This window comes from Streptomyces sp. URMC 124 (assembly GCF_051386455.1).
Lineage (GTDB): Bacteria > Actinomycetota > Actinomycetes > Streptomycetales > Streptomycetaceae > Streptomyces.
Genome location: NZ_JBPQTS010000057.1, coordinates 18,363 through 39,860 on the forward strand (window position 1 = coordinate 18,363; position 21,498 = coordinate 39,860).

Annotated in this window: 20 protein-coding genes and 1 tRNA gene; 13 read left to right on the forward strand and 8 right to left on the reverse strand. The window is 74.2% G+C overall.

All coding sequences use genetic code 11. The annotated features are described in order from the left end of the window. Positions 1-17: 17 nt before the first annotated feature. A complete protein-coding gene (locus ACSNOG_RS14570) occupies positions 18-809 on the reverse strand; it encodes an AfsR/SARP family transcriptional regulator (RefSeq protein WP_436753060.1) in 792 nt (263 codons plus the stop codon). Positions 810-943: 134 nt separating this feature from the next. Further along, positions 944-1,017: transfer RNA gene (locus ACSNOG_RS14575), tRNA-Lys, on the reverse strand. Between the two features lie 164 nt (positions 1,018-1,181). On the opposite strand from ACSNOG_RS14575, the gene ACSNOG_RS14580 reads away from it, so the two are divergent. The 4 genes from ACSNOG_RS14580 (at position 1,182) to ACSNOG_RS14595 (ending at position 3,475) form a co-directional block, all read left to right on the forward strand. After that, positions 1,182-1,601, forward strand: a complete 420-nt coding sequence (locus ACSNOG_RS14580) for a DUF7144 family membrane protein (RefSeq protein ID WP_436753061.1) — start codon at positions 1,182-1,184, stop codon at positions 1,599-1,601. Between the two features lie 75 nt (positions 1,602-1,676). Further along, positions 1,677-2,021: a hypothetical protein gene (locus tag ACSNOG_RS14585; protein WP_436753062.1), complete on the forward strand. Its 345-nt coding sequence runs from the start codon at positions 1,677-1,679 to the stop codon at positions 2,019-2,021. A 127-nt stretch (positions 2,022-2,148) separates the two neighbouring features. Then, positions 2,149-2,466: a hypothetical protein gene (locus tag ACSNOG_RS14590; RefSeq protein WP_436753063.1), complete on the forward strand. Its 318-nt coding sequence runs from the start codon at positions 2,149-2,151 to the stop codon at positions 2,464-2,466. Positions 2,467-2,533: 67 nt separating this feature from the next. Continuing rightward, positions 2,534-3,475 (forward strand): MurR/RpiR family transcriptional regulator, encoded by a 942-nt coding sequence (locus tag ACSNOG_RS14595; protein WP_436753064.1) that lies wholly within the window; start codon positions 2,534-2,536, stop codon positions 3,473-3,475. A gap of 342 nt (positions 3,476-3,817) precedes the next feature. Here the strand turns inward: ACSNOG_RS14595 and ACSNOG_RS14600 are convergent, their stop codons facing one another. After that, complete coding sequence (locus ACSNOG_RS14600; protein WP_436753065.1) at positions 3,818-4,846, reverse strand: Lrp/AsnC family transcriptional regulator; 1,029 nt, start codon at positions 4,844-4,846, stop codon at positions 3,818-3,820. Positions 4,847-4,972: 126 nt separating this feature from the next. Here ACSNOG_RS14600 and ACSNOG_RS14605 point away from each other — a divergent pair, with 126 nt between their 5' ends. Continuing rightward, positions 4,973-6,517, forward strand: a complete 1,545-nt coding sequence (locus ACSNOG_RS14605) for an MFS transporter (RefSeq protein ID WP_436753066.1) — start codon at positions 4,973-4,975, stop codon at positions 6,515-6,517. Positions 6,518-6,751: 234 nt separating this feature from the next. After that, a complete protein-coding gene (locus ACSNOG_RS14610) occupies positions 6,752-7,939 on the forward strand; it encodes a hypothetical protein (RefSeq protein WP_436753067.1) in 1,188 nt (395 codons plus the stop codon). On the opposite strand, the gene ACSNOG_RS14615 is transcribed toward ACSNOG_RS14610, so the two are convergent. Further along, positions 7,929-8,615, reverse strand: coding sequence for an esterase/lipase family protein (locus tag ACSNOG_RS14615; RefSeq protein WP_436753068.1), 687 nt, complete (start codon positions 8,613-8,615; stop codon positions 7,929-7,931). The genes ACSNOG_RS14610 and ACSNOG_RS14615 overlap by 11 nt on opposite strands. 159 nt (positions 8,616-8,774) lie before the next feature. On the opposite strand from ACSNOG_RS14615, the gene ACSNOG_RS14620 reads away from it, so the two are divergent. Further along, positions 8,775-10,520, forward strand: coding sequence for a LuxR C-terminal-related transcriptional regulator (locus tag ACSNOG_RS14620; protein WP_436753069.1), 1,746 nt, complete (start codon positions 8,775-8,777; stop codon positions 10,518-10,520). Between the two features lie 19 nt (positions 10,521-10,539). Here the strand turns inward: ACSNOG_RS14620 and ACSNOG_RS14625 are convergent, their stop codons facing one another. Further along, positions 10,540-11,790, reverse strand: coding sequence for an alpha/beta hydrolase family protein (locus tag ACSNOG_RS14625; RefSeq protein ID WP_436753070.1), 1,251 nt, complete (start codon positions 11,788-11,790; stop codon positions 10,540-10,542). A 190-nt stretch (positions 11,791-11,980) separates the two neighbouring features. Here ACSNOG_RS14625 and ACSNOG_RS14630 point away from each other — a divergent pair, with 190 nt between their 5' ends. Beyond that, the gene (locus ACSNOG_RS14630; protein ID WP_436753071.1) at positions 11,981-12,958 is read left to right on the forward strand and encodes a helix-turn-helix domain-containing protein; all 978 of its coding nucleotides are present in this window, start codon (positions 11,981-11,983) and stop codon (positions 12,956-12,958) included. 84 nt (positions 12,959-13,042) lie between these two features. Here the strand turns inward: ACSNOG_RS14630 and ACSNOG_RS14635 are convergent, their stop codons facing one another. After that, the gene (locus tag ACSNOG_RS14635) at positions 13,043-14,356 is read right to left on the reverse strand and encodes an MFS transporter (protein WP_436753080.1); all 1,314 of its coding nucleotides are present in this window, start codon (positions 14,354-14,356) and stop codon (positions 13,043-13,045) included. 121 nt (positions 14,357-14,477) lie between these two features. After that, a complete protein-coding gene (locus tag ACSNOG_RS14640; RefSeq protein ID WP_436753072.1) occupies positions 14,478-15,047 on the reverse strand; it encodes a helix-turn-helix domain-containing protein in 570 nt (189 codons plus the stop codon). A 117-nt stretch (positions 15,048-15,164) separates the two neighbouring features. Here ACSNOG_RS14640 and ACSNOG_RS14645 point away from each other — a divergent pair, with 117 nt between their 5' ends. Further along, on the forward strand, positions 15,165-16,019 hold the full coding sequence (locus tag ACSNOG_RS14645; protein ID WP_436753073.1) for a class I SAM-dependent methyltransferase: 855 nt from the start codon (positions 15,165-15,167) through the stop codon (positions 16,017-16,019). A 138-nt stretch (positions 16,020-16,157) separates the two neighbouring features. Further along, on the forward strand, positions 16,158-17,216 hold the full coding sequence (locus ACSNOG_RS14650; RefSeq protein ID WP_436753074.1) for a methyltransferase: 1,059 nt from the start codon (positions 16,158-16,160) through the stop codon (positions 17,214-17,216). 21 nt (positions 17,217-17,237) lie between these two features. On the opposite strand, the gene ACSNOG_RS14655 is transcribed toward ACSNOG_RS14650, so the two are convergent. Then, positions 17,238-18,029 (reverse strand): alpha/beta fold hydrolase, encoded by a 792-nt coding sequence (locus ACSNOG_RS14655; protein ID WP_436753075.1) that lies wholly within the window; start codon positions 18,027-18,029, stop codon positions 17,238-17,240. Positions 18,030-18,234: 205 nt separating this feature from the next. Here ACSNOG_RS14655 and ACSNOG_RS14660 point away from each other — a divergent pair, with 205 nt between their 5' ends. The 3 genes from ACSNOG_RS14660 (at position 18,235) to ACSNOG_RS14670 (ending at position 21,383) form a co-directional block, all read left to right on the forward strand. Further along, on the forward strand, positions 18,235-19,044 hold the full coding sequence (locus tag ACSNOG_RS14660) for an endonuclease/exonuclease/phosphatase family protein (protein WP_436753076.1): 810 nt from the start codon (positions 18,235-18,237) through the stop codon (positions 19,042-19,044). A gap of 212 nt (positions 19,045-19,256) precedes the next feature. Continuing rightward, entirely contained in the window at positions 19,257-19,955 is a 699-nt protein-coding gene (locus ACSNOG_RS14665) for a DUF4142 domain-containing protein (RefSeq protein WP_436753077.1), read from the forward strand. Between the two features lie 6 nt (positions 19,956-19,961). Further along, positions 19,962-21,383 carry a DUF1996 domain-containing protein gene (locus ACSNOG_RS14670; protein ID WP_436753078.1) on the forward strand — a complete coding sequence of 474 codons (1,422 nt, stop codon included), beginning with the start codon at positions 19,962-19,964 and terminating at the stop codon, positions 21,381-21,383. The last annotated feature ends 115 nt before the right edge of the window (positions 21,384-21,498 follow it).

Sequence of the window (21,498 nt, forward strand, 5' to 3'; positions counted from 1 at the left end):
TTCCGTCGTTCCGTCCATCATGGGCGGCGTGCCGTCACCGTGACGTGACGGCGGCGTTGGTGCCCGTCGACGGCGGGTGCGGCCGGGTGCAGGCCGGCCACGAGGCCGAGCAGCCCCGGCGTCGGGTTCAGACCGAGCTCGCTCCGCAGGAGCGCCCGGTACTGCCCGAACTCGCGGAGCGCCTCGGACTGGTTGCCCTCGGCCAGGTGGGCGGTGATCAGGGCGGCGCGGGCGCTCTCCCGCAGGGGGTCGGCGCGGACGGCCGCCCCGGCGGCCGCCACGGCGTGGGCGAAGCGCCGCGCCCCGGCGAAGCGGTGCGCGAGCGCCTCGAGGGCGTGCAGCCGGAGTTGCCGCCACTCCTCCGCTTCGCGCAGGGCCCACTCGTCGCACCAGCCGGGCAGCAGGTCCTGGGAGAGGCCCTCGATCTCCCGGGTGCCGAGGCCGGGTGCACCGGGGTGCTCCGCCTCGTCCAGGACGTCCCGGGCGAGGGAGCGGAGCCCGTGGAGGTCGACCGCGACGCCTTCGGCGAGGGCGAGTTCCGCGGAGCCGATGGCGAGGACCCGGCAGCAGCCCGCGCCGCGGAGGCGGTTGAGGGCCGACCGCAGGGCCGCGTGCGCGCGGGGCCCGCAGACGTCGGGCCACAGGTTCTCCGCGACAGCGCTGCGGGCCACCGCGCCGGGGCGCAGGGCCACGTAGGCCACGAGGCGCTCGGATCCCGCGGGGATGTGCACGGGGCCGTCGCCCGCGGCCAGACGGAATCCGCCGAGCAGGGCGAGGCGGAGGGTCGCGCCTTCGTCTCGTGAGGGCACCTTTCCATCGTGGGCGGGCGCCCGGCGGGTGTCGAATTGCGCAATCGTCACGGAAAGCGCCCCGGGGAGCGCATTCCGTGACGAGCGCAGGTAAAAGAAATCCCCCGCCGGTGATTCGGCGGGGGATTTCACTGTGCGCCGCCAGGGACTCGAACCCCGGACCCGCTGATTAAGAGTCAGCTGCTCTAACCAACTGAGCTAGCGGCGCGCGACATGAATATTACATGACTTTCGCAGGTGGGCTGACCAGGGGGAATCCGCGCCCGGCGGGGCGGGGCCCGTTCGCATGGACAGCGGCGAGGGGAAGGGAAACCATGGAATCGAGGGTCCGCCACCGCACGGGCCGTCATCCCGGACGAGGGAGGTCGTCCCATGTCATCCACCTTCGATCCACGCTCGAAGGGATCTCAGGCCGCCGCCAGTGGTCTGACCTTGTTCGCGGCCGTCATGATGCTGATCGCGGGCTTCGTCGATCTCTTCCGGGGGATCATGGCCATCGTCCATGACGACGTCTTCGTCACCACACCGGACTACGTCTTCAAATTCAGCCTGGCGGGCTGGGGCTGGATCCACCTGCTCCTCGGCGTCGCGGCGCTCATGGTGGGCGTCGGGCTGTTCAAGGTGAGCCTGTGGGCCAGGATTCTCGGCGTGATCATCGCGGCGCTGCTGCTGATCGTCAACTTCCTGTCCATCCCGTACTACCCGCTGTGGTCACTCGTGGTCATCGCGCTGTGCGCCTTCGTCATCTGGGGGCTGTGCGTCGTCCGGCACGACGACGACCTGAGCACCTGAGCCCCGCTGCGCGCGTTCGCAACTGAGTACGAGCACGGATGCGCTCCCGCGACGTCCCTGCCCAAGGTTGACGTCATGACGGATGCTCACGAGGGACCTGCGGAGGCCGGGGCGGAGGACCGGGCCCCGTACGTGGTGGCCATGCTGGTGCTCACGCTGCTCTTCCTGACGCCCGCCATCGGGCTCTGGGTGCTGGAGCTGCAGTCCGTCCGGCACCCCGGGACCGGCGCCGGATCGGCCCGGTTCGGCGCCGTCATCGTGGGAGCGCCCGCGGCGGGGGCGCTCCTCGGCGGCGCGGCGGCCGTCGCCCGGCGCAGACGCGGCGGGCCGGCGGCGGCGACGGGCGCGTTCCTCGGCGCGATCGGCCTGTGCGCCTACGGCGTCCGCGTCTTCTCCGAGACGTTCCAGCTCCTGCCGTGATCCCGGGGCGGCCTCACGGGCGCCGCCGGAACCGTGCGTGTCGATCGGCGCCCGGCGTCGTTCACTGGGTGAAGACATTTCGTGCATTTCCTGTGCATTCCTCTGCAATCGAATGGAAGGATCAGTGATGCGCTTCATCCGCCCCGCGCTCGTCGCCCTCGCCGGATGCGCTCTCGCCCTGGCCGTGCCCACGGGGGCGGCGTTCGCCGCCAAGGGATGGTTCTCCTGGACGGGACCCAAAGGCGCCCCGTTCTACGTCCAGAACCCGCCCGACGGCCGGTGCCTGACGATGAGCGACGAGGCCCGCGGTGCGCACAACGGCACGGCCGTCCCGGCGACCCTCTTCACCGACAGGACCTGCAAGAAGGGGGCGCTCCGCCTCTCCCCCGGCAAGGACGCGCCGCACAGCCTCCGCTTCGCCAGCGTGAGGTTCGGCTCCCGCTGACGGCCCCGCCCGCCCCCACGGCGCTTGAGCTATGTTGAGCGCCGTGGGACGGGAAGGAGGCACACCGGTGCCATCAGGGCAGCAGGCACGCGCTCAGGCGTCCGCGATCACACCGGGAAAGCCGGGCGGGCCCGGGCAGCGGACCCGCGCCCCGGAGCCCCTTCCCACGGAGAAGGTCCGCGCCCTCTTCGGCGGCCACCGGCTGTCCCCCGGGCAGCGGCGCATCGCGCAGTACATCACCGACCACCTCACCGAGGCCGCGTTCCTGTCGATCACCGATCTCGCGGACCGCGTGGGCGTGAGCCAGCCGTCGGTGACCCGCTTCGCCGTCTCCCTGGGCTTCAGCGGATATCCCGCGCTCCGGGAGGCCCTGCAGCCGATCGCCCTGAGCGCGGTCGCCGGCTCCCCGGGCGCGCGGGAGGAGGACCGCCGCAACGAACTGCAGGCGGCGGTCGACGCCGAGATCGAGAACCTGGAGGGCCTGCGCCGCGCGTTCACGGACACCGACCGGATCCTCGAGATCGGCGGCGAGCTCGCCCGGTCGGTCCCGCTGACCATCCTCGGCCTGCGGATCTCCGTCTCGCTGGCGGAGTACTTCGCGTACGCGGCGAAGCGGATCCACCCGGACGTGCGCCTGGTGTCGCGCGGCGGCAGCGTCGCCTACGACGCCCTGCTCCAGTCGCGCGAGGCGGGCGGCACGTGGGTGCTGGCGTTCGCGATGCCGCGGCACTCCAAGGAGATGCTCGCGGCGATGCGCGCCGCCCGCAGCACGGGGCTGCGCGTCGCGCTGATCACGGACGCGAGCCTGGGGCCGCTGGTGGAGGAGGCCGACGTGGCGCTGACCGCCGGCACCGGCTCGCGCCTGGTCTTCGACTCGTACGCGGCGCCGGGGGTGCTGTCCGCGGCGATCCTCCAGGCCATGGCCGACGCCGATCCCGAGCGCACGCAGACGCGGCTGGAGAAGTACGAGCAGGCGGCGGAGCAGCACGACTTCTTCCTCGACGACTGACGACCCCCTGCGATCCGTGTCCCGCGGGGCCGCCGACCCGCATCCATACCGGGACTTTCACGTCCGGACCGGGCTCCGGCTCGAATGAAAATTTTCATACCCTTGCTTACCGGGCAGTAAATATATTTACTACGTGTGGCACCTGGGCCTGCAGCGCTCACGACGGTGAGCGCCCGGGTGCCAAGGTGGCGAACACCAGGGACGAGACCCTCCTCATCGGCCCTGCGCGTTCCGTTCGGGTGATCCGCTCCCCTCGGACACCCCCCGGCGGTCCCGGTCTACCCCTGGACCGGGACCGTCGGCAGCACCTCGCAGGGGACGTCCGCCCCACGAGGCGCGGCCTCACGGGGCGTCGAAGAGCCTGTTGCCGTCGCTCAGCAGCCCCGCCCTCTTGACCTGCCGGAGCACCGGGAGGACCTCCAGGAGGTGCACGGCCGTCAGCGCGCCGATGCCCTCGGTCATGTACCGGTACAGATCGCGCTGATCGCGGCAGAGCACCGTCGCGGCGAGGTTGGCCGCACCGGTCACCGCCGCGGCGAACGGCACCTGGGGGTGGCGGGCGAGCGTCCGCCCCACCGCCGCCAGCTCGCTCGGCGCGACCGTCGCGGAGATCCCGGCCTCGATCGGGTAGCCGAGGTGGACGGAGTGGATCTCGACATCGAAGGAGATCGCGCCCTTCCCCCGCAGGTACTCGATGCGGCGCCGGACCGTCGACTCCGAGCGGCCGGCCGCCGCCGCGAGCTCGGGATAGCCCGCCCGGCCGTCCCGGGCGAGCACGGCCAGCATCGCGTGGTCGGCGTCCTCGAGCCTGATGACGTCGTCCTCGTCCTCGTCGGCGTCCGCGTCCGCGCGCCGCGCGCCGCCCGGCGCCGGGTCCAGCGCCGCGACCTGCTCCGCGGTCAGCCCGTCCTTGCCGAACCAGCGGTCCGTGCCGCCGGTGTACTCGTGCAACATGGTCTGCGCCGTGACGCCCGTGACCTGCCGGGTGCGCGGCAGCTTCCGCAGCAGGAGGGCTTCGTGGTCCTCGCGCGTGCGCGAGCTGACGAGGCAGCCCACCTCGGTGCCGCCCGAGTAGATCTTGACCCATCCCGTGTCCGGGCGGCGCGCCAGCGCCTCGGCGATGTCGACGGCCGCCCCCGGGACGCACTGGATGCGCAGCCGCGATTCGTACAGGCCCACGCGCTCGCCCTCGGGCAGACCGAGCACCCGCAGCAGTCCCGCGCCGCGCAGCCTGCGGTAGCGGCGGATCACCGTCTGGTCCGTGACGCCGAGGACGGCGGCGATGCGGCTGAAGGCGGCCCGGCCGTCGATCATCAGCGCGTGCACGAGCTGCCGGTCGAGGGGATCGAACATCCGACCGTCATCCATCATGCTTTCCATCATTCCACGGCCTGCTCCTCATGGGATTCCGCCACGGACACGGGCCTGGGTTCTGCGAAACAGCCAGCCGGTGCGACCTTCGAGCCTCGTCGGTTCTCACCCTCCGGAGGTTTCGAAATGCGTAAGTGGCTGCCGCTCGTGGCGGTGTGCCTGGGGACGTTCATGCTGCTCGTGGACGTGACCATCGTCGTCGTGGCGCTCCCCGACATGGCCGGGAGCCTGCGCACCTCGTTCGCGGACCTGCAGTGGGTGATGGACGTCTACGCGCTCGCGCTCGCCGCGCTGCTGCTGGGCGTCGGTTCCCTCGCCGACCGCATCGGGCACCGGCAGGTCTACGTGGCGGGCCTCGCGCTGTTCGCCCTGGCCTCGCTGGCCTGCGGCCTGGCGACCGGCCCGCAGGCCCTGATCGTCTTCCGCGGCGTCCAGGGCGTCGGCGGGGCCGCGATGCTCGCGACGACCACGGCACTGATCAGCAGCATCTACCACGGCAGGGACCGGGGCGTGGCGTTCGGCGCCTGGGGCGCGGTCAGCGGAGCCGCCTCGGCCGCCGGGCCGATCATGGGCGGTCTGCTGACGGAACACCTCGACTGGCGCTGGATCTTCTTCGTGAACCTGCCCATCAGCGTCCTGGCCGTCGCCATGACGCTGCGGTTCGTCGCCGCGTCGCCGCCCCGCCGGGGGCACGGCGTGGACCTGCCCGGGCTGGCCGCGTTCACCGTGGCGGCGGGCGGCGCGACGTACGCGCTGATCAAGGGCAACGACTACGGCTGGACGTCGGCCGCGACCCTGGGGCTGTTCGGTCTCGCCGCGGCCGCGCTCGTCGCCTTCGTGCTGATCGAGACGCGCCGCGAGCAGCCGCTGCTGGATCTCGCGCTGTTCCGCCGGGCGTCGTTCTCCGGCCTGATGGCGGCCGCGGTCCTGTTGTCCGTCGCCGCGTTCTCGTACCTCGCCTACACCTCGCTGTGGCTGCAGTCCGTCCGCGGCATGGGGCCGGTCGCCGCGGGCCTGGCCTGCCTGCCGATGAGCGCGGCCGCGTTCGTCGTCGCGTCGCTGGCCGGGCGCTTCCTGCACGACGTCTCGCCGCGCTGGACCATCGGCGGCGGTCTGCTGCTGATCGGTGCGGGCGCGTTCTTGCAGGCCACTGTGGACGCGGACGCCACGTGGACCGCCCTCGTGCCGGGTCTCGCGGTGACCGGTGCCGGCGTCGGCATCGCCACGCCCATGCTGGCGTCCGCGGCGATGGGCTCCGTGGCGCCGGAGCGCGCCGGGATGGCCAGCGGCGCCGTCAACACCGCGCGCCAGCTGGGGAACGCGCTGGGCATCGCCGTCCTGGGCGTCGTCTTCCACGCCGGGCTGGCGGGCGCGCTCCGCGACCACGGGGACGGGGTGGTCGCCGACCCGTCGGCGACGGCCGATGCGCTGGCGGGGGGCCAGGCCGCGGCGGTCGTCGCCCAGGCGGGCCCCGCGCAGCGGGATCTGATCGGGCAGCTGGTGCACGAGGCCTTCGCGGCCGGCCTGCGGCAGACGTTCCTGGTCTCCGGAGCGCTGGGCCTCCTGGGCGGCCTGGTGGCCCTCGCCCTCGTACGCCGGCCCGCGAAGCCGGCCCCGCCCCGGCCGCAGGAGACCCGGCCGGCCCCGGCAGTGACGGCGTCCCGGGGCTGACGGCCCCCGCGGCGGAAGGCGCCCCCGTCGTGCAGAGCATGGCGTAGACACGTAACTCCCCTTGCGGCGGGGGTGTGCGGGAGGGTGTCACCTCCCGCACACCCCCCCCCCCCCCCCCCCCCCCCCCGCCGGGCGTTTGCGGGCCCGTACGCGAGCGGGTCGGGCAGCTGACTAGCATGCGCATGCCACACCCGTGCCGGGAGTGCCGTTCCTTCCCACCGACGAAAGCCCCGCATGCGCATCAAGCAGACCCTCGCCGCGGCCGCGGCGACCCTCATCGCCCTCTCCGCGGTCACCGCGTGCGACGACAAGCCGGAGCCCGGCCGGGCCGGCGGCGTCACGACCCCCGCGCGGCCGGGTGCCCCCGCCCCGCAGGCGGCACCGCCGTCGGCCGGTTCGACGGCCGACGCGCAGAAGTACCTCCGCCAGTACGCCTCCTGCGAGAACCTCGCGACGGGCGGACGGGAGGACGTGCGCCTGCGGTCGAGCAGCGTCAAGACCGTGGGCGAGTCCGTGGCCGAGCTCGGGGTGTGCAGCGACCTGCGCGAGAACGGTGCGATCGGCATCTTCCTGACACCGGACATGAAGAAGTTCCAGGAGGCCTACCGCCTGCAGGTCATGGACCGGATCGCCGCCGGCAAGCCGGAGTACGGCCTCTACAGCCGCGTCTTCGTCGGCAAGGACTTCGTGGCGGAGCCGACCTCGGTCAAGACCGCCCGGGCGCTCGCGAAGTCCGGCATGCGCGTCCTGACGTGCAATCCGACGTTCGGCGTGCCGGAGGGCCGCAAGAAGGAGAAGGCCCTCGCCGACCAGTGCGTGCTGAGCGACTTCGTGCACACGGCGGACGGCGCGGACGCCGGGGGCCCGGAGCCCGGCGGCGCGCAGGGCGGGCAGCCGGCGCCGCCGGCGATCCCCGGCCTGCCGAGCGCCGGCAGCCTCGCCGAGCTGAGGAAGCTGATCGGGTCCAGCGTCGACTGCACGCGTTTCTCCACGGATCCGGACACCGTCGCCATCCGGTCCATCGACTACCAGCCCTTCGTCGACGGGGACGCGGCCGGATGGGGAATCGGCGAGCGCGGCCTGTGCGGGCAGCCCGCGGGAGCACAGCGCGCCCACGGGCTGGTCTGGCTCGACAAGGTCGACGACATGGCCGTCCTGCAGTCGCGCGCCAAGGCCGTCCGGCTCAAGGAGATCCAGGAGAACGGCGGCCGGACGAGGGCGACCAAGAGCGTGCTGATGCTCGGAGGGAACGTCGCCGTCGAGACCAACAACGCCTCTTCCCGGTTCGGGCTGTACCAGCAGCAGTTCTTCCGCCTCGAGTGCACGCCCGGCTTCGTCACCCCGCAGGGCTACCGCTCCGAGAAGGCGATGGTGGACGGCTGCGTCCTGACCAACTACGAGCCCGGCGGGGTCACGCCTTGAGGAAGGACGCCACCTGGGACAGCAGCCCGTTGTCGGTCAGGAACCCCATGTGCGTCACGCACGGGACCAGGGTGTTGACCGCGCCGCTGAGGGCCGTGCTCGTGAACGGGTTGATCACCCCGTCGCACGGCGAGTACCACGTGCGGTAGTCGACGGCTCCGGGCGTCTCGTCGCCGGACGCGAGTCTGCGGAGGAAGTCGGAGCCGGGCGTCATCTCCCGGCAGGAGGCGGAGACCACGGTGCACAGTCCGGCGGTGTACGTGCCGTGGTTGCTCCCCGCCAGCGACGCCATGTGCTTGATGTCCGCGGCGCCGCCCAGTTCCTTGGCGTACCAGAGGGAGACCATGCCGCCCATGGAGTGGTTCACGATGTCGACCTGCTGCGCCCCGGTGTCCTTCTTCACCTTCGCGACGAAGCCGGCGAGCCCGCGTGCGCTGGCTTCGTTCGAGGCGAAGAAGTCGTAGGTGTACGAGAAGAGTTCACCGTCCCCGTAGCCGGCGCTGCGGAAGGCGGTGCGCGCCGAGTCCCAGATCACGGCGTCGCTGAGATAGCCGTGGACGAACACGACGGGGGTGCGTGCGGGGGCGGCCTCGGCGGTGCCGGCGGCCACCGGCCCGGTGGTCAGGACGGCGGCCACGGCTGCCGTCAGGGCCAGGGCACGGCTGATCTTTCGCATACGGGTCCTCCGGGGATCGGGCTTGCCGAGCGGGTGCGGAGAGCATGCGTCCGCATCCGGGGGCCACGCATCGGCGAAATCACCTACCGGGTGGTTTTACTTGTGGGTAACTTGCTGGCAACGCGCCCCATTTCCCCACCCCGACGACGAGGAGCCACCGTGCGCGACTCCCAGGCCGTACGTGCTCCTCGCTCCCGCCCCCGTCCGCCCGCCGGCAGGGCGGGCACCGCGCGGCGCCTGCACGCCCGGTGCTCCTCCGTCCTCCTGCGGGCCGCCGGGCGCACGGCGGAGGACGGCGCGCGCGACCGGCTCCTCGCATCGGCCGCGGACCACGCCCGGCTGGCCGGGCTCTCGCGGCGCGCCGCGGTCCTGCGCACGCTGTCCGTCCGCCAGAAGGCCGCCTCCGCCGCCCGCGGACGACAGGAGTCCGCCCGCGGCCTGCGGTCCTTGCGCGCCGGTGAAGTGATCAACGCGCGCGAAGCCCTGCGCCTCGCCGCCGCGCTGTTCCGGCACGCGAACCGCACGGACGAGGAACTCGCCGCGCTCCTGCACTCCGCGGAAGCCAGCTGGACGGCCGGCGACCGCAGCGGATACGCGGTGGCAGCTGAGCGCATCGGCGGCCACGCCGCGGCGCCCCCGGTCGTGCGCGACTACTACCGGGGCATCGGCGCGGCCCTGCGCGGCGACCACGCGCTGTCCGTCCCGCTGCTGCGCGCGGCGTCCGGCGGGGTGCCGGCGGCGGACGGCCGTACGGACACGCTCGTCCACGCGTGCCGCTCGGCCCTCATGCTGGGCGAGGTCTCGCACGCCCGGGACCTGGCCACCCGGGCCCTGGCCCGCGCCGCGGCACCGCAGCGGACGGCGCCGGAACTCCTCGGACTCCTCGCGCTCGTGGAACTCGTCGCCGACAACCACGCGCGTGCCGCGTCCCACGCGGAGCGGGGCCTGGAGGCCGCGCTCGCCGCCGGCCGGCCCAACGCCGCCGCTCAACTGCACGGCACGCTCGCCATGACCGCGGCCGTCCGCGGCGACACCGCCGCCTGCCGCGACCACGCCCGGTGGGCCCTCGGCACGGCGCAGGCCCACGGCCTGGCGGTGCCCGCACTGCTGGCGGCGTGGAGCCTGGGCGGGCTGGACCTCGCGCACCAGCAGCCGCGGGAGGCCGTCGAGCGGCTGCGCCCTCTCGTCCTGGGCGAGTCGGGAACGCATCACTTCGCCTGGCGGCTGCGCGTCGTCCCCTCCTTCGTGGAGGCCGTCGCCCTGACCGTCGCCGGGCTCCCCGCCCCGGCGCGCAAGGGCGCCTGCCGCCGGGCCCTGCTGATCCTGCGGACCCTGGAGGAGTGGGCGGCGGCCAGCGGCGACCAGCGGGCGCGGGCCGCGGCCCTGCACTGCCGCGCCGTGCTGTCCGCCACCGCGGACCCGGCCACCGCGGACGCGGGCTTCGGCCGGGCGCTGGCGCTCGCGGAGCGGGTCGGCTCCGAGTTCTCCCAGGCCCGTACGAAGCTGGCGTTCGGCATGGCGCTGCGGCGGCTGCGGCGGCCCGCCGACGCCCGCGGGCACCTGCGCGGCGCCATGCTGCTGTTCGAGGCGTGCGGAGCCGACGTGTGGGCCGAGCGCGCCCGCGAGGAGATGCGTGCGGCCGGTGAGGCGGAGCCGGCCGGTGTCCCCCGGCCCCGCCATCCGGCCTGTCTCACGCCGCAGCAGCTGCGGGTGGCGCGGCACGTGGCCGAGGGCCGTACCAACCGCGAGGTGGCCGCCCTCCTCGCGCTGAGCCACCGCACCGTCGACCACCACCTGCGCAACGTCTTCGCCGCGCTCGGGGTCCGCTCCCGGGTGGAACTGGTCCACGCGCTGGCCTCGTTCGGCGGCGGCCCGCCGTCCGCCGGCCGGCACGGGATGCCGTGACCTTGCGGGCCCCGCCCGTTCAGCGCACCGGCAGGTGCCGGGCGAAGAAGGAGAGCACGTGGCGGCGCACCGCCGGCACCGACCGCGTCGGACCGCAGGGGCCCACCAGCGCGTCCCGGGCAGCCGCGGTCATCAGCCCGGCGGTCTGCAACTGGGGCGCCAGCGCGGCGTAGTCGGTGAACACCCCGTGCGCGGCGCCGTCGAGCCGCCGGCGGAGGGCGCGCCCGCCCGAGCGGGCGAGCACCGCCCGCCAGGAGGCCTCCAGCCCCTGCCGGTCGCGGAAGCCGTCCGTGCCCAGCAGGAGCAGCGGCCGGTCGGAGCCGTAGCGGGCGACGGGGTACAACTCCCCCGCCCGGCCGGGCGCCTCGGGCGCGTGGTCCAGGTAGCCCTCCAGATTGACCGCTGCGCGCAGGCGCCGGTCCTCGTACATCGCCTCCGCCGCGGTGGTGCCGCCGGCCGAGTGCCCGTAGGCGCCGGCTCGCCGCAGGTCCAGGGCGCGGCCGAGGCCCTCCGGCAGGGGGCGCCCCGCCGCGTCCGGGTTCCGCCCGGCCGCCAGCTCCCCCAGCCGGTCGAGGACGAAGCGGATGTCCGCGATACGGGTGTCGATCAGGGTGCGGAAGAGGCGGGGGTCCTTCCTGGCGTCGTCGCGCAGGGCCGTCGGGCGCACCTCGTCCCGTCCGGCCAGGGCACACGGGAACTCCACCTCACTGGCGTCGCCGGGGTGGTCGACGGTCACCACCACGTAGCCGTGGCCGGCCAGTTCCTCGGCGAGCGCGGTGCCCATGGTGCGCGCGTCTCCGCCGCCGGGGCTGTACAGCAGCACCGGCCGCCGCTGCCCGGCCTGCGCGGGGGCGCCCGTGTGCGAGTGGGTGGCGGTGGCCCGCCAGTCGACGCCCGCTTCCGGCAGCTCCGGGTGGATCCGGTGCCCGTACAGCGCGAAGGACCCGGCGGCGCCCGCGGTCATCTGCGGGGCCGGCGGGAATCCGCGGACGGTGCGGGCCGGGTAGAACACCGTGGCCATGACCTCCCGGACGGAAATCCCCGGCTCCCACGGGTCGGTGCGCGAGCGGTCGACGAGGTAGAGCGTGGTGACCCCGGTGCGGTGGGGGCCGGTCGGGGCGGGCAGCCGCAGGGTGACGCCGGTCGCGGCCCGCGCCCGGGCGGCCGCACCGCCCGTCCCGCCGATCCCGCCGACCCCGCCGGGGCCTCCCGGGAACAGCAGCGCCGCGGCGGCCACGACGGCCGACCTGGTGACGGTCCGCCGGCTCACCACAGAAGCCTGCTCTTGCGCTCGATGCACGGCTCTCTCCCCTTGTGTCCGTGTGACGCCGGCCCTTGTGCCGTCCGGCGGCCCCTGCGTGAATGGCGGGGGCAGGCCTGCATGCTGGCGCCCGGCGGGGATCGCGGTCGACCGCTTCGGCCCTGCCCGAAACGATGGCGCCGCGCCGCCGGGGAGAGTAGTGATCCGGATCCACTTCACGGCCGCCGACTTCGCACGGGTCCGCTTCGCGCCCCGCCCGGCACCGCTGCAGGAGCTCAACGCGGCGTTCATGACGGCTTTCCGGCGCGACGACCAGCTTCTCTTCGGCCGCTGGAGACAGCGGCTGCTGCGCTCGCTGCCGGCCTCCACCGAGCCGCTGGGCGACCTGGTGCCCGCCGGGGCGGCCCCGGCCTTCCTCGACGTGTTCGCCGGCACGCTCGACGAGGCGCTCGACAGCGTGGCCGCGGCGCGCCCGGAGCTGATCCGCTCCGAGATCGAGCGCGTGTACGCCGGCCACCCCTCCCCCGTGCCTCCGTGGATCCACGAGCTGCACCGGGGGGACGCCGGTGCCCGTCAGCTGATCCGCCGCGCCCAGCACACGGCCTTCGAGACGGTCCTGCGCCCCGTGTGGCCCGTGGTGCAGGACCTGCACCGGGCCGAGTTCACCCGGCACGCCCTGGCCGTGGCCGAGCACGGGATCGGCGCCGCGCTCACCGGTCTCGTCCCCGGCACGCGGCTGCGCGGGGACGTCTGGGAGATCGAGGCTCCCGGTGCGCGGGAGGTGCGGCTGGGCGGTCGCGGGCTGCTGCTCCTGCCCACGTTCCACTGGACCGGCCGCCCGCTCCTCGCCGACCTGCCCGGCGGTCCGCTGGGCCTGACCTATCCGGCCGGCCCCGGCCTGCCCCTCGCGCCGGACGGAGCGGGAGGGGCGGCGGACGCGGACGGCGCCCTGGCCGGGGTGCTCGGCCGGACCCGCACGGACGTCCTGCTCACGCTCGCCCGGGAGCACACCACCGGTGGTCTCGCCCGGCGCCTGGGCGTCAGCAACGCCACCGCCTCCGCCCACGCCGCCGCGCTGCGGGAGGCGGGGCTGATCACGACGGTCCGGGCGGGGCGGGCGGTGCTGCACCGGCGCACGGCGCTCGGGAGCCTGCTGGTCGGCCGCTTCCACGGCTGAGCCGGGCGCCCGGACGAGCCGGGCCCCTGGCCCGGCCCGAGCCCCTGGCCGGACCGGGCCGACCTGTCTGCGACCGAGCCGGGCCTACGGCTGCGGGGAACGCGCGTCGTAGCGGGCGAAGTTGCGCCACTGGAGCGCGATGAGCGCGATCGCGGCCACGCAGGCGAGGCCGCCGCCGACGACAGCCCAGGACGGGGAGGCGAGGTCCGCGGCGGACCCCGCGAGGAAGTCGCCGAGCCGGGGCCCGCCCGCGACCACGACGATGAAGACGCCCTGGAGGCGGCCGCGCATGTCGTCGGGGGTGGCCGCCTGGAGCATGGTCGTGCGGAAGACCGCCGATATGCTGTCGGCGCATCCGGCCAGGGCGAGGAAGAACAGGCCGAGCCAGAGGTTGCGGGTCAGGCCGAAGACGGTGACGGCCGTTCCCCAGCCGGCGACGGAGAGCAGCACGGCGAGGCCGTGCCGGTGGATCCGGCCGAGCCAGCCGGAGAACAGCCCGCCCAGCACCGCTCCCACCGCGGGTGCGGCGACGAGCAGGCCGACGGTCTTGGTGTCGCCGCCGTACCAGAGCCCGGCTATGGCCGGGAACAGCGCCCGGGGCTGGGCCAGCACCATGGCGGCCAGGTCGGCGAGGAACGTGATGCGCAGGTTGGGGCGGGTGACGAGGAAGCGCAGGCCGCCCCGGACGGAGGCGCGCCCCTGCGGCCGCGGGTCCGCCGCCCCGCCGGACGGACCGGCCGCCCCCGTGACCACCGCCGGCTCGGGGCGCATCGACGGCAGGCGCCACATCGCGTACAGGGAGGCGGAGAAGGCGACGACGTCGATCAGGTAGGCGGCCTCGAAGCCCCAGAGGCCGACGACCGCGCCGCCGATCACGGGGCCGCCCATGAGACCGAGGTTGGTCGTCAGGGAGGACAGGGCGTTGGCCGCGGGAAGCTGTTCCCGGGGCAGGAGTTTGGGGATCATCGAGCTGCGGGCCGGGGTGCTCATCGCGAAGCAGACCGACTGCAGGGCGACGACCGCGTAGAGCAGCCACACCTGCCGGAGCCCGAGCAGTGCGGCGGCCGCCAGGACGACGGAGAGCAGCGCCGCGCCGGACGCGCTGACCAGGCCGAGGGCCCGGCGGTCGACGGTGTCGGCGACGGCCCCGCCGTACAGGCCCGCGACGATCAGCGGGATCAGGGAGCACAGGCCGACCAGGCCCACCGAGAACGTGGAGCCGGTGATCGCGTAGACCTGCAGGGAGACCGCGAGCGCGGTCATCTGCTGGCCCATCCAGGACACGGTGTTCCCGCACCACAGGCGGCGGAAGTCCGCGGAGCGGCGCAGCGGTGTGACGTCGGCGAAGAAGCGCACGGGGAGGTCTCCAAGGGGTACGGGGCGGGGCGCGCGGGGCAGCGCACCGCCGGCGCGCGGCGGTGGACGTCAGGGCCGGAACGGGGGCACCGCGCCCGGAGCTTGACGGCCCGTGCTCGAGGAGACGTCCAGCCCGGGCTCGCCCGGCGGCCGGAGCCGGCCGTCAGGCCCCGCCGGACGGCTTGGCGCGGACGTGCATGCGCTCGCCCTGGGGCCCGAACAGGCTGAGGATCTCCACCGGCGCCTCCCCGGTGCTGCCGAACCAGTGCGGCACCCGGGTGTCGAACTCGGCGGCCTCGCCCACCCCGAGGACGATGTCGTGCTCGGCGAGGACCAGCCGCAGCCTGCCGCCGAGCACGAACAGCCACTCGTAGCCCTCGTGGGTCCGCAGCTCGGGACTGCTGCGCGAGGCGCCCATGACCATCTTGAACGCCTGCAGCCCGCCCGGCTGCTGGGTCAGCGGCACCATCGTGGAGTCCCCGCGCCGGAACGGCTTCAGCCGCACGCGCGGATCGCCGACGGGCGGCGCGCCGACCAGCTCGTCGAGCGGGACCTGGTGGGCGTGCGCGATGGGCAGCAGCAGCTCCAGGCTCGGCTTGCGCTGCCCGGACTCCAGCCGGGACAGCGTGCTGACCGAGATGCCGGTCGCCTCCGACAAGGCGGCGAGAGTGCACTGACGCTGCCGGCGGATGCGCTTGAGCCGCGGGCCGACGGCGGCGAGCACTTCTTCCATGGCTCTATTGCAGAAACAGCAACAAGGTTTGTCAAGGATCGCCGTCCGGCCGCACAGTCTGCGCCAGAGGGAAGAGCCGGCCGCGGAGCCGGCCGACGAGCCGAGGGAGCACAACCGGTGAACGACTTCGACTGGGCCGCACTGGCCGACATGCTGGAGCTCGAAGGCGAGGCGCACAGCCCGTACGTGCAGCAGGCCGTCGAGGAGCTGCGCCTGCTGACCGGGGGCGCGCCGCAGCGGATCCTGGACGTCGGCAGCGGCCCGGGCGTCGCGGCCTGCCGCCTGGCGCAGGCGTTCCCGCAGGCGGAGGTCGTCGCGGTGGACGGCGCGCCGGAGCTGCTGGCCCGGGCCGAGGAGCGGGCCGGCCGGCTCGGGGCCCGGCTGCGGACGCGGGCCGCTCAGTTCCCGGAGGGGCTCGACGGCCTGGGGCCGGCGGACCTGGTGTGGTCGGCGCAGGTGGTGCACCACGTCGGCGATCAGCAGGACGCCCTGGACCGGCTCGCCCGGCTGCTCGCCCCCGGGGGCGTGCTGGCCGTCGTCGAGGGCGAGATGCGGGCGCGCTCGCTGCCGCGCGACCTCGGTTTCGGGCGGCCGGGCCTGCAGGCCCGGCTGGACGTGGCGATGGCGGACCGGTTCAGCCGGATGCGGGATGAGCTGCCCGGATCCGTCGCCGTGGTCGAGGACTGGCCCGCCATGCTGCGGGCGGCGGGCCTGGTCGGGGTGCGCAGCAAGTCCTTCCTCGTGGACCGGCCCGCGCCGCTCGACGAGGGGACGCGGCGCTCGGTGCGGCAGTCCCTGGAACGGCAGCGCAGGATGTGCGGCGAGGCCCTGGACGCCGGGGACGTGGCGGTGCTGGACCGGCTGCTCGACCCGGCCGACCCGGCGGGGATCGACCGGCGCGCGGACCTGTTCCTGCTGACGGCGAAGACCGTGCACTTCGGCCTGCGGCCGGCCGCGGACGACCGCGCCTGAGCATTGCCCACCGGCCGGCAGGAACTTAGGGTTGCCTAAGTCGCATGCCGGCCGGCCGCCTGCTCCACGCCGTCGGCCCCGGCATGCACGCACCACCGCTGACGGGCGCAGGAGAGCGCCATGACGGGAGGGGCCGCAATGACCACGACAGCAAGCGACGACGGGCAGGAGCCCGCGGGCCGGGACGAGCGCAACGCCTTGGTGCAGTTGCTCTTCGGGTACACGTTCACGCAGACACTGGGCGCCGCCGTACGGCTGGGCGTCTTCGAACGCATCGGCGACACGCCGTGCACGGCCGCCGGACTCGCCGCCGACCTCGGCACCCAGCCGCAGGCCACGCACCGGCTGCTGCGCGCCCTGGCCGGCCTGCAGCTGCTCACCGAGACGGCGCCCGGGACCTTCGCCACGACGGCGGCCGGCGACCTGCTGCGCCCGGACGTCCCCGGTACGCTGACCGCCCTGGCCCGGATGCTCACCGACCCCTCGCTGCAGCGCGGCTGGGACGTGCTGGAGGAAGGCATCCGGACGGGAGCGCCGACCTTCGACACCGTCTTCGGCACGGACTTCTTCAGCTACCTGCGGGACCGGCCCGAGCTGTCCGCCGGGTTCAACGCCGCCATGAGCCAGGCCACGCAGCTCGCCGCCGCGGCCCTCCCCGAGCACTACGACTTCGGCCGCTTCGCCACCGTGGTCGACGTGGGCGGCGGCGACGGCACCCTGCTCTCCGCGATCCTGCGCGCGCACCCGCACCTGCGCGGCATCCTCTACGACTCCCCCGAGGGTCTCGCCCAGGCGCCCGAGCGGCTCGCGCGCGACGGCCTGACCGACCGCGTCGCCCTGGAGGCCGGCGACTTCTTCGCCTCGGCGCCCCCGGGCGGCGACCTCTACCTGCTCAAGAGCGTGATCCACGACTGGAACGACGAGCAGTGCGCGACGATTCTGCGCCACATCAGGAAGGTCGTCCCGGACAGCGGAACCCTCCTGATCGTCGAGCCGCTCCTGCCGCCCGTCGTTCCCCCCGGGAGCACCGACCTGACCTACTTCAGCGACCTCAACATGCTGGTCACGGTGGGCGGCCGGGAGCGCACCGCGGAGGACTTCGCCGCGCTGTGCGCCCAGGGCGGCTTCCGGCTCGGCACCATCACTCCCCTGCCGCGGCCCAACGCCTTCCACCTCATCGAAGCCGCACCGGCCTGACCGGCGCCCGCGCCGGGCCCGTCACGTCACGGCCTCGTGCTCCGCGAGGAAGTCCAGGACGAGCGGGCTCGCCGTGGTGCGGAACTCCTCGAAATAGGCGTGCCGCGCCCCGGGGATCAGGTGCAGCCGGGCACCGGGGATGCGGCCCGCCAGGAGGTGCGCGTTCGCCACGGGGTTGAGGAGGTCGTCGCTGCCGTGCACCACCAAGGTGGGCGCGCAGACGCCCGGCAGCGCGTCCCACGCGTCGTGCCGGTTGCTGGCCACCAGGTGCCGACGCCGGGCGTGGGCCGGCATGGCGGGGTCGCCGAGCGTGGGGAAGGGTCCCGGGCGGGCCGCGAACCAGGCCGGGGTGTACATCAGTTCGCCCAGCGCCCGCCGGGCCGCCGCCCCCGGCCCGGCCAGCGCTTTGCGGACGTCGTTGCCGCGCTCGACGGCGTGCGGGCCGCCCGGTGACGTACAGCCCAGCACCAGCGCGCGGACCCGCTCCGGGTGACGGGCGGCCAGCACCTGGGCGACCCGGCCGCCCATGGACGTGCCGTAGACGTGGGCCCGGTCGGCACCGAGGTCGTCCAGCACCGCGATGACGTCCTGCGCGAACCCCTCGATGCTGTACGGCTCGTCGGGCTTGCCGCTCTCGCCGGTGCCCCGGTAGTCGAAGGTGACGGTGCGGTGAGCGGCGTGGAAGTCGTCCCGGACGGCGTCCCACCAGTGGTGGTTGCAGGCCTGGCCCGCCAGCAGGACGAGCACGGAGGAGCCCCCTCCGCCGGTCTGGTAGGCGATACGGACCCCGTCCCCGCTCTCGGCGTACGGCACAGCGCACTTCCCTTCGGTCCCGGCCGGTCCCGTTCGCAGCCGCCGGCCGTCTCCGTGCCATCCTCGTCCTGCCGACGGGCCCGCCGGCCCTTCAGTGACCCGGATCACCGGAACACGCCCGAAGTCCGCTTCCGCTCCTTGCCTCCTGTCCGTCCGGCCGGGAGGATCTCCTGGACCTCGCGGACCTTCCCGACCAGGAGGCGCCATGCCCGCCCCGGTTCCGCCGCCGTCCCACCCGCCCCGGCTGCGCGTGATGTCGTTCAACCTGCGGTACGCCTCCGAGACCGGCCCGCACCCCTGGTCGGAGCGGCGCCCGGTGATGCGGCGGCTGCTGCGCCGCGAGAGGCCGCACGTGCTGGGCACCCAGGAAGGACTGCACCGGCAGCTGCGGGACATCGCCGGGGACCTCGGGCCCCGTTACGACTGGATCGGGCTGGGCCGGCTCGGGGGCAGCCGCGACGAGTACTGCGCGGTCTTCTACGACACGCTCCGGCTGACGCCCGAGGAGTACGACCACTTCTGGCTGTCCGGCACGCCCGCCCTGATCGGCTCGGCCACCTGGGGCAACACCATCGTCCGCATGGCGAGCGTGATCCGGTTCACCGACCGGCACACCGGCGCCGGCTTCCACGTCCTCAACACGCACCTCGACCACGTCCACCAGTACGCCCGGGAGCGCAGCGCGGCCCTGATCGGCGAGCGGCTGCGCGCCCTCGACCCGGCCCTCCCGCGCATCGTCACCGGCGACTTCAACGTCCCGGCCCACGGCAATCCGGTCTACGACGCGCTGCTCGGCGACGGGTCCCTGACCGACACCTGGGACACCGCCGCCGAGCGCGGCCCGCAGTACGCGACGTTCCACGGCTACCGGCCGCTGGTCCCGGACGGGGACCGCATCGACTGGATCCTGGCCTCCCCGTCGGTGCGCACCGTGCGGGCCTGCATCAACACCCATGCCGAGGACGGCCGCTTCCCCAGCGACCACCTGCCGGTGCAGGCCCTCGTCGAACTGTGAGGCGCGGCGCGCCCCGGACCGGGGTCCCGTAGGGCGCGTGCGCGCGCGGAACGGTAGCAGCGTGCGGGGCCCGGGAGCGGGGGTTTGTCAGAGGGGGCGAAGGCTTGTCCGCCGGGATTCCCACGGGGTTAGCGTCCGTGGGCGATCCAGGCAGACGAGTGAGTGAAGAAGGTGCCATGCGCCCCATGCGACCCATGCGCTCCGTTCGATCCGTGCGTTCCCTGCAGTCCGTGCGTTCGCTGAGGTCCGTCGGTTCCCTGCAGGCGGCGCGCCGGCCCGTGTCGTGGCGGACCCTCGGCACCGGGCTCGTCGTGTTCGCTCTCGCCGCGACCCTGCTGGCGCTGCTGGTGCCGGTGTACCTCTTCGGCAGCGCGGGGCCTGCGGCGGCCGGGGCCCGCACCTCGTGGACCGACGACGGGGAGGGGACCCGGCAGACGCCGTCCGGGCCGCTGACGGCGCTGGACCGCGACTTCGTGCGGCGGGTCCGGATGGCCGGGCTCTGGGAGAAGCCCGCGGGGAAGCTCGCCCGGGAGCGCGGGACGACGGACGCCGTGCACATGGCCGGGGACCACCTGGTGGACGGCCACACCGAGCTCGACCAGCGGTCCGTCGACACGGCGCGCTCCCTGGGCGTGAGCCTGCCCGAGCGTCCGAGCGCCGAACAGCAGGGGTGGCTCGACCAGTTGCAGGACTCCCGCGGCGCGGTGTTCGACCGGGCGTTCGCCAACCTCGTGCGGGCCGCCCACGGCAAGGTCTTCGGCCTGGTGGCCCTCGTGCGCGACCGCACCGGCAACGCGGCGGTGCGGGCCCTGGCGACACGCGCCAACACCGTCGTCCTCGACCACATCACCGTCCTCGAGAACACCGGACTCGTCGACTTCCCCCACACAGGCGACAACGAAAAGAAGTGACCCCACATGATGCGACAGGCCCATAAACGCTCGAAACTGAGGACCCGGGCGGTGGTGGCGGCCGCGGCGCTGCTGCTCGGCGGAGGCGGTACGGCGATCGTCGCCGACTACGCCTCGGCCGGCGCCTCCCGGGACTCGGCCGGCCACGACGACGGCGGCTCCTCCCACGCCGCGGGGGCGCAGTCCGCCGGCGCGGCGACGACCATCTCCTGCCCGGACGTCGGCGACCGGCTGCGCGACGTGCCCGCACCGGCCCGCACCGAGGTCTCCAAGGGGCTGTCGCAGCTCGATGCCCAAGTGGCGCAGGCCTACGGGCAGATGACGGAGTCGAAGCCCGATGCCGTCCTCGGCGACCTGCAGCGCAAGCGCACGGAGACCATCGGCAGGATCTCCGACTCCCTGCGCGCGGCGGGCGCTGCGGACACCGCCGCAACGTCGCCCGGCGCGCTCACCGGCCTCAGCGGCTGCCGCACCAGCCGGGTCAGCACGGCCGCGGCCGACGACTCCTCCCGCCCCCTGAGCTCCCGGCTCGGCAGCGGGGGCATGGCGGGCGGCCCCTCACGCGCCGACTTCGCCGACATCAGGAAGGCCCCGGCCGCCAAGGGCACCCCCGCCGCCGGTCGCGGAGCCTCCACCGGCACGTTCACCACCGTGTGCGGTCGCAATGAAAACGGTCACTTCAACCCCGACAACGTCATCGTGACACCGGGCGTGCGCAACGGCGCCCACCACATGCACGATTACGTGGGCAACAAATCCACGGATGCCTTTTCCACCGACGCGAGCCTCGCCGCGGCGGGGACCACCTGCACCAACGGGGACAAGTCGACGCACTACTGGCCGGTGCTGCGCGTCCTGGACGGAAAAGCCGCTCCGGACGCCAAGGCGCCGGGCGGCGGGCACGACGGGAACATGGGGACCATCCTGCGGCCCGCCTCCGTGACCCTGCAGTTCCGCGGGAGTCCGGTGACGAAAGTGACCGCGATGCCGCGATTCCTCCGCATCATCACCGGCGACGCCAAAGCGCTCACCAACGGCACGGCCAACGCGAATGCCTCGTGGAGTTGCGTCGGCTTCGAGAACCGGCAGCTGAAGGACAAATACCCGGTCTGCCCGAACGGTGCGGACGTCGTGCGCACCTTCGCCTTCCAGAACTGCTGGGACGGGCGCAGCACGGACAGCGCCAACCACCGCACCCACGTGGCCTTCGCCCGTGCGGACGGCTCGTGCCCGCGCGGCTTCCGCGCCATCCCCCAGCTGGTGCAGCGCATCACCTACGACGTGCCGGCGGGCGTGCCGTTCGCCGTGGACAGCTTCCCCGAGCAGCTGCACAAGCCCGTCACCGACCACGGCGACTTCATCAACGTGATGCCGGACGCCCTGATGTCCAGGGCGGCGAACTGCATCAACACCGGCCGCACCTGCTGACGACGCCCCTCCCGGACCGCCCGGACCTCCTGAGCCTCCTGAGCCTCCTGACCCACCAGCCCCCGGCGCCGGGTGCGCCTCACCCCCCACTGCCACCCGGTGCCGGGGGCTGGTG